General features: G+C 57.1%; 12 protein-coding genes. 8 read left to right on the top strand and 4 right to left on the bottom strand.

Translation table 11 applies throughout. From position 1 onward, the window contains the following. The first annotated feature begins 38 nt into the window (after positions 1 to 38). The 4 genes from ACJJU9_RS07030 (at position 39) to ACJJU9_RS07015 (ending at position 9,084) form a co-directional block, all read left to right on the top strand. Positions 39 to 1,370, top strand: a complete 1,332-nt coding sequence (locus tag ACJJU9_RS07030; RefSeq protein WP_048389334.1) for a deoxyguanosinetriphosphate triphosphohydrolase — start codon at positions 39 to 41, stop codon at positions 1,368 to 1,370. Positions 1,371 to 1,777: 407 nt separating this feature from the next. Beyond that, on the top strand, positions 1,778 to 2,404 hold the full coding sequence (locus ACJJU9_RS07025) for a response regulator transcription factor (RefSeq protein ID WP_048368731.1): 627 nt from the start codon (positions 1,778 to 1,780) through the stop codon (positions 2,402 to 2,404). Between the two features lie 8 nt (positions 2,405 to 2,412). After that, positions 2,413 to 6,036 carry a transporter substrate-binding domain-containing protein gene (locus ACJJU9_RS07020; RefSeq protein ID WP_407730323.1) on the top strand — a complete coding sequence of 1,208 codons (3,624 nt, stop codon included), beginning with the start codon at positions 2,413 to 2,415 and terminating at the stop codon, positions 6,034 to 6,036. Positions 6,037 to 6,132: 96 nt separating this feature from the next. Further along, positions 6,133 to 9,084 carry an HD domain-containing phosphohydrolase gene (locus ACJJU9_RS07015; RefSeq protein ID WP_407730322.1) on the top strand — a complete coding sequence of 984 codons (2,952 nt, stop codon included), beginning with the start codon at positions 6,133 to 6,135 and terminating at the stop codon, positions 9,082 to 9,084. Positions 9,085 to 9,099: 15 nt separating this feature from the next. Here ACJJU9_RS07015 and ACJJU9_RS07010 read toward each other — a convergent pair whose 3' ends face one another. After that, on the bottom strand, positions 9,100 to 9,582 hold the full coding sequence (locus tag ACJJU9_RS07010; protein ID WP_048389337.1) for a GAF domain-containing protein: 483 nt from the start codon (positions 9,580 to 9,582) through the stop codon (positions 9,100 to 9,102). Beyond that, positions 9,575 to 10,468 carry an ATP-binding protein gene (locus ACJJU9_RS07005; RefSeq protein WP_407730321.1) on the bottom strand — a complete coding sequence of 298 codons (894 nt, stop codon included), beginning with the start codon at positions 10,466 to 10,468 and terminating at the stop codon, positions 9,575 to 9,577. The genes ACJJU9_RS07010 and ACJJU9_RS07005 overlap by 8 nt, the downstream gene beginning before the upstream one ends. A gap of 176 nt (positions 10,469 to 10,644) precedes the next feature. On the opposite strand from ACJJU9_RS07005, the gene ACJJU9_RS07000 reads away from it, so the two are divergent. Then, on the top strand, positions 10,645 to 12,963 hold the full coding sequence (locus ACJJU9_RS07000) for a response regulator (protein ID WP_153329937.1): 2,319 nt from the start codon (positions 10,645 to 10,647) through the stop codon (positions 12,961 to 12,963). A 207-nt stretch (positions 12,964 to 13,170) separates the two neighbouring features. Here the strand turns inward: ACJJU9_RS07000 and ACJJU9_RS06995 are convergent, their stop codons facing one another. Then, complete coding sequence (locus ACJJU9_RS06995; protein WP_048368737.1) at positions 13,171 to 13,653, bottom strand: glutathione peroxidase; 483 nt, start codon at positions 13,651 to 13,653, stop codon at positions 13,171 to 13,173. Between the two features lie 23 nt (positions 13,654 to 13,676). Beyond that, the gene (gene msrB / locus ACJJU9_RS06990; RefSeq protein WP_048368738.1) at positions 13,677 to 14,072 is read right to left on the bottom strand and encodes a peptide-methionine (R)-S-oxide reductase MsrB; all 396 of its coding nucleotides are present in this window, start codon (positions 14,070 to 14,072) and stop codon (positions 13,677 to 13,679) included. 212 nt (positions 14,073 to 14,284) lie between these two features. On the opposite strand from msrB, the gene ACJJU9_RS06985 reads away from it, so the two are divergent. The 3 genes from ACJJU9_RS06985 to ACJJU9_RS06975 all read left to right on the top strand — a co-directional run bounded on the left by ACJJU9_RS06985 (position 14,285) and on the right by ACJJU9_RS06975 (position 17,657). Then, complete coding sequence (locus tag ACJJU9_RS06985) at positions 14,285 to 15,496, top strand: pyridoxal phosphate-dependent aminotransferase (protein ID WP_048368739.1); 1,212 nt, start codon at positions 14,285 to 14,287, stop codon at positions 15,494 to 15,496. 313 nt (positions 15,497 to 15,809) lie between these two features. Beyond that, positions 15,810 to 16,697, top strand: coding sequence for a protease HtpX (gene htpX, locus ACJJU9_RS06980; RefSeq protein ID WP_048391298.1), 888 nt, complete (start codon positions 15,810 to 15,812; stop codon positions 16,695 to 16,697). Positions 16,698 to 16,889: 192 nt separating this feature from the next. Continuing rightward, positions 16,890 to 17,657, top strand: a complete 768-nt coding sequence (locus tag ACJJU9_RS06975; RefSeq protein WP_153355869.1) for a class III extradiol ring-cleavage dioxygenase — start codon at positions 16,890 to 16,892, stop codon at positions 17,655 to 17,657. Positions 17,658 to 17,695 lie beyond the last annotated feature (38 nt).

Here is a 17,695-nt window from a genome sequence, read left to right as displayed (position 1 = left end):
GAAGCTGCGGCATCAGTCATTTGATGGAGCGCTGCGCCTTGGATTGGCAAACCCTGCTTAACCGCGAACGTCTCGGAAAACCTCATTACAGCGCCGAAGAGCTCGGGCGCAGTCCCTTTCACAAGGATCACGACCGGATTATTTTTTCCGGCGCCTTTCGCAGGCTTGGGCGCAAAACCCAAGTGCACCCGGTCAGCAGCAACGACCACATTCACACCCGCCTTACCCATTCGCTGGAGGTCAGTTGCGTCGGCCGCTCGCTGGGCATGCGCGTGGGCGAAACCATTCGCAGCGCCCTGCCCGAATGGTGCGACCCCGCCGACCTGGGCATGGTGGTGCAATCGGCCTGCCTGGCTCACGACATCGGCAACCCGCCCTTCGGCCACTCTGGTGAAGATGCCATCCGCCATTGGTTCCAGCAGGCTGCGGCCAAGGGCTGGCTGGACGACATGAGTGAGGCCGAGCGCAATGACTTCTTGAACTTTGAAGGCAACGCCCAGGGGTTCAGGGTGCTGACACAGCTTGAATACCATCAGTTCGACGGTGGCACACGGCTAACCCATGCCACCCTCGGTACGTTCCTCAAGTACCCGTGGACCGCCCGGCATGCCGACTCTCTGGGGTACAAAAAGCACAAGTTCGGTTGCTATCAAAGCGAGCTGCATTTGCTCGAAGGGATTGCCCACAAGTTGGGCCTGCCGCAAATCGAAGAGCAACGCTGGGCGCGCCATCCGCTGGTGTACCTGATGGAGGCCGCTGACGACATCTGCTACGCCTTGATTGACCTTGAAGACGGCCTGGAGATGGACCTGCTCCAATACGCCGAGGTCGAGTCCCTGCTATTGAATCTGGTGGGCGATGATTTGCCCGAGACCTATCGCCAGCTCGGCCCGCAAGACTCTGAACGCCGCAAGTTGGCCATTTTGCGCGGCAAGGCCATTGAGCACCTGACCAACGCCGCCGCCCGCGCCTTTGTCGAACAGCAGGACGCCTTGCTCGCGGGTACGCTGCCCGGCGATCTGGTAGAGCACATGCACGGCACGGCCAAGCGCTGCGTGCTGGACGCCAAGAACATGGCGCGTAAAAAGATCTTCCAGGACAAGCGCAAAACCCTGCATGAAATCGGCGCTTACACCACGCTGGAAATCTTGTTAAACGCTTTTTGTGGGGCGGCACTGGAACAACACGGGCATAAAACCTTATCGTTCAAAAACCGCCGCATCCTCGACTTGCTCGGTCACAATGCCCCGGACCCAAGCTGGTCCTTGCATCGCTCGTTTATGCGCATCATCGACTTTATTGCCGGCATGACTGACAGCTATGCCACGGAAATGGCCAAGGAGATGACCGGCCGTTCCAGCCCTGTCTGAGGAGGGCATTACCTTGTGGTCGTTGCTGAAGGAACGACCACAAGGTGATAAACACATAAGTTGTAACCTTTTTTATTTTTAAACATCCGGTAGTTCAATACCCATAAAAAATGACGTTATTGAGCATTTAAATCCGAGCAAAAAATTCACCATACAAAAACAGAAGCATATGTAGGAATAATCCTAATCTTAATAAGATTCTATAAACACACTAGCGACAAAACAGCCATCAAACGATTCAGCACGATATTAAACCGCCGTCACCCCCCAAACAATTCGTGAGTTCACGCCTTATTTAATGTAGGAATATTCCCATACTACGTTTGTAGGCTGATCGCTTCGTGTCTACATCCATATATCTGAGCTAAGGTGCGCGCTTTCTATGCAGCTCTTTATGGGAATTCAATATGAACACGATTTTTATTGTCGACGATCATCCAGTAATCCGCTTGGCCATTCGTATGTTGTTAGAACATGAAGGTTATGAAATAGTCGGTGAAACCGACAATGGCGTAGATGCTATGCAAATGATTCGCGAATGTGTCCCTGACCTGATCATTCTCGATATCAGCATCCCAAAACTCGACGGACTGGAAGTACTGGCGCGCTTTAACGCCATGAACTCAACCCTCAAAACCCTTGTCTTGACGGCCCAGTCACCGGCCTTGTTTGCCATGCGCTGCATGCAGTCGGGGGCAGCGGGATATGTGTGTAAACAAGAAGAACTCAGTGAACTTGTCAGTGCAATTAAGGCTGTATTCTCTGGCTACAATTACTTTCCCAGCCAAGCATTGACTCCTGAAAATATTGAAGGGCACAACTCTTCGGAGCTTGAGCTGTTCAAATTAGTCAACGACCGGGAGCTGATGGTTCTCAAGCTCTTCGCTCAAGGCAAAACAAACAAGGAAATCGCCACTGGCATGTTTCTTAGCAATAAAACCGTGAGCACTTATAAAAAACGGCTCATGCAAAAACTTAAAGCCAATTCATTGGTCGACCTCATCGAACTGGCTAAACGCAACGCCCTAGTGTGAGAAACAGGATGCCCATGCGGTTAACGTATTACCTTTATCTGCTCGCAGGACTACTCCTGTGCGCACCCGTGTTTGCCGAGTTACCCAAACCCGAAAGCTTTCCCCTGCTCAGCCGCTCGGGCACCTATCACATGGAAGTCCCGCTGGATAAACAACAGCGTTACTGGCTACACGAGAAACGTGAATTACAGTTGGGGGCCTCCGCCCCCGATTACCCACCGTTTGACATGACCGTCAGCGGTCAGGATTTCGAAGGCCTGACCGCTGATTACGCAGGCATCCTCGCTAAAGCACTGAATGTATCAATCAAGGTCAAACGCTTCACGTCTCGCGATGCCGCCATCAAGGCACTGGAAGACGGCAGCATCGACGTGCTGGGCACGTCGAATGGTTTTGAAGCGGCCAATCAAAACCTGCTGCTGTCAGCCCCCTATGCCATCGACCAGCCGGTACTGGTCACCCGTGAGGGAGAGACCCGCTCTCTCTCTGACGGCCTGGCGGGCCTGCGGCTGAGCATGGTTTACCACTATTTGCCACTGGATGAGGTCAAGGCGCTTTACCCCAACGCCATCATCCAGTCTTACCCTTCTACGCAAAATGCCATTAACTCGGTGGCGTTCGATCAGGCCGACGTCTTTCTGGGTGACACGATCTCCACCCATTACATGATCAACAAGGGCTATTTGAAGAACATCAAAATGGCCAATTTTGGCAAGCATGAAGCCCACGGCTTCAGCTTTGCCGTACGCCGCGACAACCCGCAATTACTCGACATTATCAACGCCACCCTGCTGGCCGTGCCCAACAGTGAACGCGAAAGCATTGCCAAACGCTGGAACGCCGGCAGCGACCTGCTGCTTACCGATCAAAAACTGCAACTCACCGAGCGCGAAGAGCGCTGGCTAGTCAAGCACCCGGTGGTCAAAGTGGCGGTCAATGAAACCTTGGCACCCCTGACTTTTTTTGATGCCGACGGCAATTTCCGCGGCATTACCGCAGATCTCCTGGAAGTGATTCGCCTGCGCACCGGGTTGCGCTTTGAAATCCAGCGCGAGCGCAGCCTCAGCACCATGATGCGCATGGTTCAGCAACACGACACCGACATCATTTCGGCCATCAGCCCCTCCGCTTCGCGAGAAAGCGCACTGGCCTTCAGCCGTCCCTATCTTGAAAACTCATTTGTGTTGCTCAGCCGCAAAGGCGCGGAACAACCCGCCAGCCTCGATCAACTGGCCGGCAAGCGTCTGGCGTTGACCCACGGCAACCCGTTGACCGACTACCTGGTTGCCGAGTACCCGCAGATCACCCTGGTCGAGACCGATGACATCTACCAGGCCACTGAATTACTGGCCGAAGGTAAAGCTGATGGCGCCGTCAATACGCTGGTCATTGCCAACTACCTGCTCGCCTCGCAACTGTTCCAGGACCGCTTGCAGATCAGCACAACCCTGGGCACTCAACCGGCCATGTTCTCCCTCGCCACAGCCCGGGATGCCACCGAACTCGGCTCCATACTCAATAAAGCCCTGCTAAGCATTGGCCCCGACGAGCTGGGCGTGATCAACAGCCGCTGGCGCGGCTATGTGCCGGCATCCGACAGCTACTGGCGCAATTACCATCGCCTGATTTACCAGATCATTATTGGTACCAGCCTCCTGCTGCTGTTGTCATTGGTCTGGAACGCGTACATGCGCCGCCAGATCAATCAGCGCAAAAAAGCCGAGCGCGCGCTCAGCGACCAGTTTGAATTCATGAGTGCGCTGGTCAATGGCACCCCGCACCCCATTTATGTGCGTGACCGCGCCGGCATTCTGCAAACCTGCAACGACAGCTATTTGCAGGCCTTCTCGGCCCGTCGCGAAGACGTGATCGGCAAAAACGTGATGCAGACCCAAAGCCTGCTCAACAATCAGCATGAAGCCCATGACTATGAGGCGGATTACCAGCGCGTGATGCGCGAAGGCACGCCGATGATCGTTGACCGACCGCTGCATATCGGTGGCAAGACGCAAACCATTTACCACTGGATCCTGCCGTATAGGGACTCATTGGGCGAAGTTCAGGGCATTATCGGTGGCTGGATCGATATCAGCGACCGACGCCAATTGATGGATGAACTGCGCGCCGCCAAAGAACAGGCAGATGACGCCAACCGCGCCAAAAGCACCTTTCTGGCAACCATGAGCCATGAAATCCGCACACCGATGAACGCCGTCATCGGCATGCTTGAACTCACGTTGAAGCGCGCCGATCAGGGCTATCTGGAACGCCCCTCCATTGAGGTCGCCTACAACTCGGCCAAAGACTTGCTGGAGTTGATCGGCGACATCCTCGACATCGCCCGCATTGAGTCCGGGCGGCTCAACCTGAGCACGGAGCGGGTGAACCTACGTGAGCTGGCCAACTCGGTGGTACGGGTGTTTGATGGCTTGGCCCGGCAAAAAAACCTCAGCTTGGTGCTGATCTTTACCCCCGAAGACAACGCCCCCGATGTGCTGCTCGACCCCCTGCGATTCAAGCAAATCATGACCAACCTGGTCAGTAATGCGATCAAGTTCACCGAGCGCGGCCAGGTCACGCTCGAACTGAAGATGCTGGCGACCGGCGTTGCCGACGAGGTGGAGCTGCTGTTGAACGTCAGCGACACCGGGATTGGCATCAGCACCTTCGATCAGGCCCGCTTGTTTGAACCCTTTGCCCAAGCAGAAAACTGCGGGCAACTGGCGCTCAGCGGTGCCGGGCTGGGCCTGGTTATTTGCCGCAGCCTGTGCCAGATGATGGGCGGAACTCTGAACTTGAACAGCCAACCCGACATCGGTACGCAGATCCACATCAAGCTCAACGTCAAGACCCTCGAACCGTGCGCCGAAGCCGCGGCGCAAGAACCGGCCATTGCACCCGCCGTTCGGCAATTGAATGTGCTGGTGGTGGATGACCATCCGGCCAATCGCTTGCTGATGTGCCAGCAATTGAGTTACCTGGGGCATCAGTTCACCACGGCGCACAATGGCGCAGCCGGGCTTGAGCTGTGGACAGGCGGCGCTTTCGACCTGGTGATAGCCGACTGCAACATGCCCGTCATGAACGGCTACGACCTGACACGTGCTATTCGCCGTCACGAACACGCCGCACAGCACGCGCCTTGCACCATCCTGGGCTTTACCGCCAACGCTCAACCCGAAGAGCGCCAGCGCTGCCTTGAAGCGGGCATGAATGACTGCCTGTTCAAACCCATCAGTTTGACCTTGCTGAGCCAGCGATTAACCGCCCTTGAGCCGCTGACGTGCGCAAAGGATGTCTTCAACATTGAAAATCTCTACGCACTGTCCGGCCAGGATGACAAGCGGATCAAGCTGCTGCTCGAAGAGCTGTTGCGCACCAACCAACAGGACCTCAATACCCTGAGCAAACTGAATGTTGAAGACGGCCAGGAACCCTTTGCCGCCATTGCACACAGGATCAAAGGCGCAGCGCGTATCGTCGGGGCCGTGCAACTGATCAACCAGTGTGAACGTCTCGAACACGCCAGCCAGGCCACTCTCCAAGACTGCAGTCTGGGCGTACAACACGCCATGAGGACGCTCGAGCAGACATTGCTGCGCGAGCTTGCCCAGCGTGACGCTGCCACCTGACTGTTTATTTGCACAAAACGGCCAATCCGCAGGCAGATTGGCCACGGCTTACTATGCTTACAGGCATCAGCACCCTGCTGCCTGCGGAGACATGTCATGCCTTTTACCGTGCCCGCCCATCAGCGGCAGTTTCCGCTGCATATTCATATCAGCGTGGTGTTCACCTTACTGCTGCTCCTGATGGGCGTCGCACTGGGTGTTTTCAATTACCTGCAAAACACCCGCATCATCCTCGATAGTAGCCAGAAGCTGTTCGACCAGATTGAGCAGGATGTGCAGCTGGATCTGCTGAATACCTATCAGCCGCTGCGCAACACTTTGAACTTGCTGGCGCGCAACCCGGCGGTGCAGACCGATCAATTCGATGCACGGATGGAGCTGCTCCCCACCTTCGTCCAGGCACTGGATGACAACCCGGCATTGTCAGCGCTGTATATGGGCGACAATCAGGGCAATTTTTTCCAGGTCCGCCCTTTGCGCACAGAGGTGATCAAAAATCGGCAAAAAGCCCCCGCCCAAGCCGCCTATGAGGTGTGGTCCGTGCAACGTTCGGGCAAACCCTTGGGTACCGAATCAACCAAGCTTTTTTATGACGAGTCGTTGACGTTGCTGGCACAGCGCACCGCCATTAATGACAGCTACGACCCGCGCAAGCGCAGTTGGTATATCCCAAGCCATGCCAGCATTGATCAATCCACCACCAGCCCGTACTTGTTTTTCTCCACCGGCGAAATCGGGACCACCCTGTCCAAACGCAGCTCGGCCAAGACGGTGATCGCCGCCGACCTGACGCTGTCTGAGTTGTCCAGTACCCTCGCCAAACACTTGATCACCCCCAGCACGCAAATCGTCCTGTTCGATGAGAGCGGTCAGGCGGTGGCGTACCCGGACACCGCCAAGCTGTTAAGCGAAGAAAGCCCCACGCAATTGGCCAAGGTCACGTCCCTCAATCCGGCCCTGGAGCGCTTGATCAACCAGGGCGCAGACGCCAATCACCACCTTGATGACGGCCAGCGCCAATGGATCGTGTCGTTGGCCAAGGTGCAGGATGGCGGCTCCAACGGGTTGCAATTGGCGCTCATGGTGCCGGAGGACGAGTTGCTGGCCGACGCTTATCGGCTGCGCTGGCAAGGCACGCTGGTGGCGTTGGCAATGTTGCTGCTGTGCTTGCCATTGGGCTGGATGACTTCGCGCTTGTTGGTCAAACCGCTGAAAGGTCTGGTGCAGGAAGCCAACGCGATTCGCAGCTTCGATTTCAATTACCCGCTGCAGCAGCAGTCCCCCGTACTGGAGATCCATCAACTGGCCGTGTCGATGCGGCGCATGAAAGAAACCCTCGCCAGTTTCTTTGAGATCACTGCCAGCCTCTCGGCGCACACCCGTTTTGAGCCGTTGCTGCAATCGGTGATGGTTGAAATGATCAAGATTGGCCAGGCTCAGGCAGGCTTGATCTACCTGACTGAAAACGACAGTGCCGACCTGGAACTTAAAGGCCTGATCATCAATGACCAACCGTACGATCTCGCCACCCTGGCCCATGGCGTGATCAACCCGCAAAGCGATCAAGCCCCGCAATGGTTGCGAACCCTGAGCCAAGGCCAGGACAGCGTGGTGTGCACCCTGGACCTCGAACACGCGGGCGAACTGGCACCGGTGATGCGCGAACTCGACAGCCAAAACATCCATGTGATCGGGATTCGGCTGCATAACCGTCACCGCGAAACCGTGGGGGTGCTGGCCTTGATCCTCAACAACAGCGACCCCCATGCCGAACAGGAACCGCTCAGCGCAGAACGCATTGCCTTTATCAAAGCGGTGTCCGGGGCAGCGGCGGTATCGATTGAGAGCCAGCGCCTGCAAGAGCGCCAAAAACAGTTGCTCAATGCCTTTATTCAATTGGTGGCCGGGGCCATCGATGCCAAGAGCCCGTACACCGGCGGCCATTGCCAGCGGGTTCCGGAACTGACCTTTATGTTGGCCAAGGCCGCTGAACAGGACCAAAGCCCGCAGTTTGCCCACTACAACCCCACCGAAGAGGAGTGGGAAGCCCTGCACATTGCCGCCTGGCTCCACGATTGCGGCAAAGTCACGACCCCCGAATACGTGGTCGACAAAGCCACCAAACTTGAAACCCTGTACGACCGCATACACGAAATTCGTACCCGATTTGAGGTGCTCAAGCGCGATGCGTGGATCAACTACTGGCAAGCACTGGCCAGCGGCGGTGACGAACCGTCTTTGGCGCAACAGCGTGACGCCCGTCTGGCCGAGCTGGATGATGATTTTGCTTTTGTCGCCCGCAGCAATGTTGGCGGTGAAGCCATGGCCGAGGCCGATTTGCAGCGTTTAGACAGCATTGCCCGGCAAACCTGGACCCGCACTCTGGATGACCGGCTGGGCGTGTCATGGGAAGAAAACAAGCGCCAGGCGACCCGCGAAGAGCAGAGCTTGCCGGTGACTGAAAGGCTGCTGGCTGACAAGCCTGAGCATGTGTTTGCGCGCAATGAATCAGAACTGATTGCCAGCGATAACCCATGGGGGTTCAAGCTGGAGGTGCCGCAGCACAAGTTCAATCGCGGCGAGCTTTACAACCTGAGCATCACCCGGGGCACGCTGACCGCTGAAGAGCGCTACATCATCAACAATCACATTGTGCAAACCATCCTCATGCTCAGCCGTCTGCCCTTCCCCAGCTATCTGGGCGACATTGCCGAAATTGCCGGTGGGCACCATGAACGGATGGATGGCAAGGGTTACCCAAAACGCTTGAACCGGGACGAGATGAGCCTAGCGGCGCGGATGATGGCGATTGCGGATATTTTCGAGGCCCTGACAGCCTCGGACCGGCCTTACAAGCGGGGCAAAACCTTGAGTGAGGCATTGAAGATCATGGCGGGCATGTGCCTGGACGGGCACATAGATCCGCCCTTGTTTGAGCTCTTTATGCGCGAGCAAGTGTTTATGCAGTACGCCCGCCGCTACCTTGAGCCGCAGCAAATCGACCCGGTCAATGTCGACGAACTGCTGCTCAAGGCGGGCGTCAGTTGACGGATGTTGCGTTGATCAGCAGTCGCTCAAACGCAAGAAAATAGCCGCCAGCGCTTCAATGCCCTGTTGATCCTGCTCGGTGAAGCGGCCAATGCTCGGGCTGTCCAGGTCCAGCACCCCGATCAGGCGGCCGTCCTTGATCAACGGCACGACCAATTCGCTGTTCGAAGCGCTGTCACATGCGATGTGCCCGGCGAATGCGTGCACATCTTCAACGCGCTGGGTCAGCTGGGTGGCCGCTGCGGTGCCACACACACCACGGCCAAACGGAATACGGACGCAGGCAATCTGCCCCTGGAACGGCCCGAGCACGAGTTCTTCGTTGCGATTGAGGTAAAACCCGGCCCAGTTCAAGTCTTCAAGCTGGTTAAACAAAAACGCGGAAAACTGTGAAGCGTTGGCAATAAAGTCCCGCTCATCGGCCAGCAAAGACTCCAGTTGAGCCTTCAGTAGTGCGTAGCCGTCCAGGCCCTCGCCGGTGGCGTTTAAATCAATCATTCGTCTGCTCCAACAATTTCAAACCAACCCAGTAGCGCGCGAACTGATAAGCACAGCGGCCATTACGATTGCCGCGCCCGGTTGCCCAGCGCACGGCCAAAATATCCAGCGCCTGATCGCGTTGCCACTGCAGCCCGGCCTTGCCGGCCAGCACGGTAATCCAGTGTTCAACCACGCTCAGGTAATGTTCTTGAGTAAACGGATAAAACGACAGCCAGAGCCCGAAACGGTCAGACAGGGCAATCTTGTCTTCCACGGCTTCATTGGGGTGAAGTTCACCGTCAACGTTCTTCCAGTTTTCGTTGTCGCTCTCTTTTTCGGGCACCAGGTGCCGACGGTTCGACGTGGCGTACAGCAGAACGTTGTCCGGTGCCTGTTCCAGCGAGCCATCAAGCACGCTCTTTAGCACCCGGTAATCGCTCTCGCCCGACTCAAAGGACAAGTCATCGCAAAACAGCACAAAACGCTGCGCCAACCCTTGTAACTGCTCGACCACTCGCGGCAGGTCCGCCAGATGATCACGCTCGATTTCAATCAGCCGCAACCCTGCGCCCGCATATTCAGCGAGCAAGGCGCGAATCAGTGAAGACTTGCCGGTCCCGCGCGAGCCCCACAGCAAGGCGTGGTTAGCCGGTAAACCTTCAAGAAACTGTTTGGTGTTGCGCCCCAGTTGATCGAGTTGCTTGTCGACGCCGATCAAGTCAGTCAGGCGCATTTCCAGGCTGACGTCCAACGGCAGTAAATACCCCGTACGGCCATCACGCTGCCAGCGTGCAGCCAGGCAGCTATCCCATTCAATCGCCTGGCGAGTCGCTGGCAACAAAGGCTCAAGGCGAGCCAGAACGGCTTCAGCGCGCTCCAGAAAAGCACTCAGTTTAGGATCCATTTCATCTCCACAAACAGCTGCACAGTGATTGCGCATTGATACGCCAGACGCTGAACGTTCATTCGACGTGTAGGACGATTCGGGTAATTGAAAAAACCGCACGCCCACCAACAAGTTACCCCACACTTCGACTATTCTTGCGACCGGTAAGGGAATGGGAACAGGTGCAGCACCCAATGGACATAAAATTCACCCATCGTCTGTCTTTCAAGCAAGCAAGGCTGACAGTGCTGGTCGGGTTTGCTCTGGGGACGATGCTGAGCCTGGTGCAAATCGGTATCGATTATGCCAGTGAAAACGCTGCCATCAACCGGGAAATCCAATCCCTGCTGGACATCAGTCACAATCCGGCGTCGCGCATTGCCTACAACCTGGATACAGAACTCGCCCAAGAGCTGGCCATGGGGCTGCTGCGCTCGCCAGCCATCACCGGCGTGCAGATCAGTGATAACGACAAAAATACCCTCGCGCAGGTTCGTGACTCGCCTGAGGGCGGGCGTTATCGTGCCCTGAGCGATTTTTTGTTTGGTGACACCCGAAACTTCGACGACCGGCTGTATTTCAATCATTTACCCGAACAAAGCGTGGGTGAGTTGCACCTTGAGGTGGACACCTACCCCTTTGGTGCGCGCTTTTTGCAACGCGCCGAAGTCACCTTGCTCAGCGGTTTTGCCCGCAGCTTTCTACTGACCTTTATTCTGCTCGGGCTGTTTTACGTCATGCTGACCCGCCCGCTGGTGCGCGTCATTGGTGAACTGAGCAACACCAAGCCGGGCCACCCGAACCCCTCGCGCGTGCAATGCCCGCCGGGCCATAAAGATGACGAGATCGGGGTGCTGGTCGATGCGACCAATCAGCAGTTTGATGCCGTCACCCGTGAAATAGAGCAGCGCCGCGCGGCCGAAAACCGCCTCACCGAATACCTCGCGCAACTGGAGAACATCGTCTCGGCGCGCACCCAGGAGCTGGAGGCCAGCAATATCCGCCTGAGCCACTCCAACGAAGAGCTGGAAGCCGCCCGCAGCACCGCCCTTGAAATGGCCCAGGCTCGGGCTGCGTTTCTGGCCAACATGAGCCACGAAATTCGCACCCCCTTGAACGGCCTGCTGGGCATGCTCGCCCTGAGCCTGGACGGCCCGCTGAACGCCGAGCAGCATCAGCAACTGTCGATTGCCCACGACTCGGGCAAAGTGCTGGTCGAACTGCTCAATGACATCCTTGACCTGTCCAAATTCGACGCCGGCCAATTAGAGCTCGAACACATTGCATTCGACCTCAGCACGCTGATTGAAGACACCGCCAAGCTGCTCTCGCAGAACGCGGCGCCCAGCGTAGAACTGACGTGCCTGATCGACCCGGCCTTCCCGGTGCTGGTGATGGGTGACCCGACCCGCGTGCGGCAAATCGTCAGCAACTTGCTCTCCAACGCGCTCAAATTCACCCGCTTTGGCCGTGTCGATGTGCGCTTGAGCCGGCACGACGACTTGGTGCATATCGAGGTCTGTGACACCGGAATCGGTATCGCCCAAGAAGCCCAAGCGCGTATTTTTCGCCCGTTCACTCAGGCGGGAGCCGGCATAACACGCCAGTTTGGCGGCACCGGCCTGGGGCTGGCCCTGACCCGCAGCCTGTGCGAAGCCATGCAGGGGCGGCTGACCATTAGTTCCGAGATCGGCTTTGGCAGCCAGTTCTGCGCCGAACTGCCCCTGCCCTGCCACACCCCGGCAATCCCCTTCAAACCGCTCAACGGGCGGGTCATTGCGGTGAGCGCCTCAAGCAGCGGCCTCAGCGAACTGCTCAGCAACTACCTGCCGCTGTGGGGGCTGGAGTATGAACGCTACTCACTGGGGCAATCCCTGGAGGGCGTCGACACAGAGTTGCTGATTACCGATTGCTCGGAATGCTTGTCCGAACTGCGCCCGGCCATCAGCGCGCCTATTTTGCTGGTCACCGCCTATGGCAACTTTATGCCCGGCGACCAGGTCAACGCCCTCGCCCCGCTGCAACAAAAAGCCCGCCCCCTGTCGCGCCTGGCGCTGTATCAGTCGGTGCAGCATTTGTTGCAAAAAGAAGGTGACGAAAGCCCCAGCCTCCCGGTCAGCAGCGACCCGGTGTTGCACCGCGCGCGGATTCTTTTGGTCGAGGACAACCCGGTCAACCAATTGGTGGCCAAGGGCATGCTGAGCAAACTGGGATGCGAGGTGGTAATTGCGGCCCATGGCGGCGAAGCCCTGGGACAACTGGAGCACAGCCACTTTGACCTGGTGCTGATGGACTGCAACATGCCGGTGATGGATGGCTACGAGACCAGCCGACGGATTCGCCAGAGTGGCCGCTGGCCAGACCTGCCGATTGTGGCGCTCACCGCCAATGCCATGCCCGAAGAGCGCGAACGCTGCCGTGCGGCGGGAATGAACGACTACCTGGCAAAACCGTTTCGCCGCGAAGAACTCGCGGCGCTACTGGAAAGCTGGGTGCCCGTGAAAGATCTGTAGGAGCGAGCTTGCCTCGCGATTTTTTGATCTTGGGTGGGGCAGCTTCGCCACCCATCGCAGCCTTCGTGCCTCGGCAGCGGCTACAAGCTGGACGTAGCCTCGCAAGGCTCGTCAACTGCTACGGGCGGTGCACATTTGTAGGAGCGAGCTTGTCTAGCGATCTCTTGATCTTTAAAAGATCGCGAGACAAGCTCGCTCCTACAAAGGTTATTTCAGGAGCTTCTCAATATCGGCCTTGAGGGCGCTGGGCTTGGTGGCCGGGGCGTAGCGTTCGACTTTGCCGTCCGGGCCGATCAAAAACTTGGTGAAGTTCCATTTGATCGCTTCCGAACCCAACACCCCCGGCGCCCGCTTTTTCAGCTCGACAAACAGCGGGTGCGCGTTGTTGCCATTGACCTCGACCTTTTTGAACAGCGGGAAGGTCACACCAAAGTTCACTTCGCAGAACTCTGAAATCTCTGCTTCATCCCCCGGCTCTTGCTGGCCAAACTGGTTGCACGGGAAGCCAAGAATCACCAGACCCTGATCCTTGTATTGCTGCCACAACGCTTCCAGCCCTTTGTACTGTGGGGTGAAGCCGCATTTACTGGCGGTGTTGACCACCAGCACGGCCTTGCCCGAATAGTCCGCCAGGGTCTTTTGCTCGCCGCTGAGGGTAGTACAGGGAATTGTGAGCAATGTATCAGTCATGACAGCACCTCAAGGAATGGGCATCAAGCACGTGGAACCAGGTCCAGGCACACCGAATTGATGCAGTAACGTAGTCCGGTCGGCGGCGGACCATCAGGGAATACATGGCCCAGATGCGCATCACATTTGGCGCACACCACTTCGGTGCGGATCATGCCGTGGCTCACGTCGCGGATTTCTACCATCGCGCTCGCACCAATGGGCTCATAGAAGCTGGGCCAGCCGCAGCCCGAATCAAATTTGGCGCGCGAATCAAACAACGGTTCATTGCAGCAAATACAGTGATAAACGCCATCGGTTTTGGTGCCGTTGTATTTACCCGAAAACGGTCGCTCGGTGCCTTTAAGACGGCACACGTTGTACTGCTCCGGATCGAGCATGGCCTTCCATTCGTCCAGGGTTTTGTTCAACTTTTCCATGGTTCTACCTCTGCAACTGAAAAACCCCGACCGGTGGCTTTTCCAGGGGGCGGGTGGCACGTATGATTGCGCCTCGTTATGCGCCAGTCTGGCACCCGCTCTGTAAGCATTCAAACGGATTCTTGAAGCCTAGCGGTGTTCGCCAACGCAGAATTTCCCAGTGCACAGGTGCCCACCTTGCCTGGATCGTTCATTTTCGGGATCCCATCGCCATGCAGGTCAGCAAATCAAACAAGCTCGCCAACGTCTGTTATGACATTCGCGGCCCAGTGCTCAAGCACGCCAAACGTCTGGAAGAGGAAGGCCAACGCATCCTCAAGCTGAATATCGGCAACCCGGCACCTTTTGGTTTTGAAGCGCCGGACGAAATCCTGCAGGACGTTATCCGCAACCTGCCAACTGCTCAGGGCTACAGCGACTCCAAAGGCCTGTTCAGCGCGCGCAAGGCGGTGATGCAGTACTACCAGCAAAAGCAGGTCGAAGGTGTCGGCATTGAAGACATCTACCTGGGCAACGGCGTGTCCGAGCTGATCGTGATGTCGCTGCAAGCGTTGCTCAACAACGGTGACGAAGTGCTGGTGCCGGCGCCGGACTACCCGCTGTGGACCGCTGCCGTGACCCTGGCCGGTGGCCACCCGGTGCACTACCTGTGCGACGAGCAAGCCAACTGGTGGCCAGACCTTGAAGATATCAAGGCCAAGATCACCCCGAACACCAAAGCCATGGTGATCATCAACCCGAACAACCCGACGGGCGCGGTGTACTCCAAGGAAGTGTTGCTGGGCATGCTCGAACTGGCACGCCAACACAACCTGGTGGTGTTCTCGGACGAGATCTACGACAAGATCCTCTACGATGACGCCGTGCACATTTGCACCGCTTCGCTCGCACCGGACGTGCTCTGCCTGACCTTCAACGGTTTGTCCAAATCGTACCGGGTGGCAGGCTTTCGTTCCGGCTGGATCGCGATCTCCGGCCCCAAGCAAAACGCCCAGAGCTACATCGAAGGCATCGACATGCTGGCCAACATGCGCCTGTGCGCCAACGTGCCCAGCCAGCACGCCATCCAGACCGCACTCGGCGGCTACCAGAGCATCAATGATCTGGTGCTGCCCAACGGGCGACTGCTGGAGCAGCGCAACCGCACCTGGGAACTGCTTAACGACATTCCTGGCGTCAGTTGCGTAAAACCCATGGGCGCTCTGTACGCTTTCCCACGCATTGACCCGAAAGTCTGCCCGATCCTCAACGACGAAAAATTCGTTCTGGACTTGTTGCTCTCGGAAAAACTGCTAGTGGTCCAGGGCACCGCGTTCAACTGGCCTTGGCCGGATCACTTCCGTGTGGTGACGCTGCCACGCGTCGACGAACTGGACATGGCCATCGGTCGAATCGGTAACTTTCTGAAGACCTACCGTCAGTAATTTCCGAACATGCTGTGCGACAAATGAAAAGTCGCACAGCATGTGTCCACTGAAAGAATCTTCATTTGTTAGCTTTCCCGACTTTTCCTGCACACCCGAAAAACCTAAAACCTGGCAAGGCCTTTAATTTATTGGCTTTGAGCCTGACTTTTGCCTGAATAAAGGGTCCATTCATATTAGGAAATATCTGGCGCCGCGCTCAATTCGACCTGTAGGACACAGTTTGAAATAGTCACTTGGTTGAATAGCCTGAGGCAGCGCCTTATATACCCGCATGCGGCAACACCCTTAAGACGAGGAGATTCTTACAACCATGATGCGCATTCTGCTGTTTTTGGCCACTAACCTGGCGGTCGTGCTGATTGCCAGCATCACCCTGAGCCTGTTCGGCTTTAACGGGTTCATGGCGGCCAACGGGGTTGATCTGAACCTCAATCAGCTGTTGGTGTTCTGTGCGGTCTTTGGTTTTGCAGGGTCTTTGTTCTCGCTGTTCATTTCCAAATGGATGGCGAAAATGAGCACCAGCACCCAGGTGATCACTCAACCTCGTACACGCCACGAACAATGGCTGATGCAAACCGTTGAACAACTGTCCCGCGAAGCCGGGATCAAAATGCCTGAAGTGGGGATTTTCCCGGCTTACGAGGCCAACGCGTTTGCCACCGGCTGGAATAAAAATGATGCGCTGGTAGCGGTTAGCCAGGGCTTGCTTGAGCGTTTTTCGCCCGATGAAGTGAAAGCCGTACTGGCTCACGAAATCGGCCACGTCGCCAATGGCGACATGGTGACCCTGGCCTTGGTGCAAGGCGTGGTGAACACCTTTGTGATGTTCTTTGCCCGCATCATCGGCAATTTCGTCGATAAAGTGATCTTCAAGAACGATGAAGGCCGTGGCATTGCCTACTATGTCGCGACCATTTTCGCGGAGCTGGTACTGGGCTTCCTGGCCAGCGCCATCGTGATGTGGTTCTCGCGCCGACGCGAGTTCCGGGCTGACGAAGCCGGTGCTCACCTGGCCGGGACTGGCGCCATGATCAGCGCCCTGCAGCGCCTGCGCTCCGAGCAAGGCCTGCCGGTGCACATGCCGGACACCTTGTCGGCCTTTGGTATCAATGGCGGTTTGAAGCAAGGCCTGGCGCGGATGTTCATGAGCCATCCGCCTCTGGAAGAACGTATCGACGCACTGCGTCGTCGCGGCTAACCGCCACAGACGTACTCAAAAGGGCGACTTCGGTCGCCCTTTTTTGTGCCTGCTGTTCGGATATTGCCGACACGCCTGCTTCAGGGCGCTGAACCAACCTTTAAATTCGATAGATAAGCACTAAAACTTATATTGGATTTAGATCAATGATCAGGTTGAAGATGGCGCATCCAAACCTTGAGGACCCTCACCATGCTGCCTAGCCTGTACATCTCACACGGCTCTCCGATGTTGGCACTGGAACCCGGTGAAAGTGGCCCGGCCTTGAAGCGCCTCGCCGCGCAATTTGCAAAGCCCAAGGCCATCGTGCTGCTTTCGGCTCACTGGGAAAGCACCGACCTGCGGGTTGCCAGCCACCCGGCGCCAGAGACCTGGCATGACTTTGGTGGCTTCCCACGTGCGCTGTATGCCGTGCAATACCCGGCGCCGGGCGATCCCGCGCTGGCCGCACGGATCGTGCAACTGCTGGCCACACACGGCCTGCCAGCGCAACTGGATGCCAAACGTCCTTTCGACCATGGCGCCTGGGTGCCGTTGTCATTGATGTATCCGGCAGCCGACATTCCCGTGGTGCAGGTGTCGCTGCCCAGCCAACTGGGCCCTGCGGGCTTGCATGAAGTGGGTCAGGCGCTGGCAAGCTTGCGCAGCGAGGGGATCTTGATCATTGGTTCCGGCAGCATCACCCATAACCTGCGCGAGCTGGACTGGCAGGCGGGCCCGGAAAGCGTCGAGCCGTGGGCCAAAGCGTTTCGTGACTGGATGATTGAAAAGCTCGCCGCCGACGATGTGGCAGCTTTGCACCAGTACCGGCAACAGGCGCCGTTCGCCGCCAAAAACCACCCGAGCGATGAACACCTGTTGCCGCTGTACTTTGCCCGGGGCGCGGGCGGCCCGTTCAGCATTGCGCATCAGGGCTGGACCTTGGGCGCACTGGGGATGGACATCTACCGGTTTGGATAAAAACCCAAAGCGGTCCTGTAGGAGCTGCCGCAGGCTGC

This window comes from Pseudomonas helleri, assembly GCF_045830615.1.
Taxonomy (GTDB): domain Bacteria; phylum Pseudomonadota; class Gammaproteobacteria; order Pseudomonadales; family Pseudomonadaceae; genus Aquipseudomonas; species Aquipseudomonas helleri.
Note: the sequence above shows the minus strand (reverse complement) of the source record. Positions and strands in the feature narration are given on the sequence as shown.

What these genes read in the sequence shown, in the direction of transcription:
- ACJJU9_RS07010 (WP_048389337.1), bottom strand. Translation starts at nt 9,582, where the DNA reads ATGATTGATTTAAACGCCACCGGCGAGGGCCTGGACGGCTACGCACTA.
- ACJJU9_RS07020 (WP_407730323.1), top strand. Translation starts at nt 2,413, where the DNA reads ATGCCCATGCGGTTAACGTATTACCTTTATCTGCTCGCAGGACTACTC.
- ACJJU9_RS06995 (WP_048368737.1), bottom strand. Translation starts at nt 13,653, where the DNA reads ATGACTGATACATTGCTCACAATTCCCTGTACTACCCTCAGCGGCGAG.
- ACJJU9_RS07015 (WP_407730322.1), top strand. Translation starts at nt 6,133, where the DNA reads ATGCCTTTTACCGTGCCCGCCCATCAGCGGCAGTTTCCGCTGCATATT.
- ACJJU9_RS06985 (WP_048368739.1), top strand. Translation starts at nt 14,285, where the DNA reads ATGCAGGTCAGCAAATCAAACAAGCTCGCCAACGTCTGTTATGACATT.
- ACJJU9_RS07025 (WP_048368731.1), top strand. Translation starts at nt 1,778, where the DNA reads ATGAACACGATTTTTATTGTCGACGATCATCCAGTAATCCGCTTGGCC.
- ACJJU9_RS07005 (WP_407730321.1), bottom strand. Translation starts at nt 10,468, where the DNA reads ATGGATCCTAAACTGAGTGCTTTTCTGGAGCGCGCTGAAGCCGTTCTG.
- htpX (WP_048391298.1), top strand. Translation starts at nt 15,810, where the DNA reads ATGATGCGCATTCTGCTGTTTTTGGCCACTAACCTGGCGGTCGTGCTG.
- ACJJU9_RS06975 (WP_153355869.1), top strand. Translation starts at nt 16,890, where the DNA reads ATGCTGCCTAGCCTGTACATCTCACACGGCTCTCCGATGTTGGCACTG.
- ACJJU9_RS07000 (WP_153329937.1), top strand. Translation starts at nt 10,645, where the DNA reads ATGGACATAAAATTCACCCATCGTCTGTCTTTCAAGCAAGCAAGGCTG.
- msrB (WP_048368738.1), bottom strand. Translation starts at nt 14,072, where the DNA reads ATGGAAAAGTTGAACAAAACCCTGGACGAATGGAAGGCCATGCTCGAT.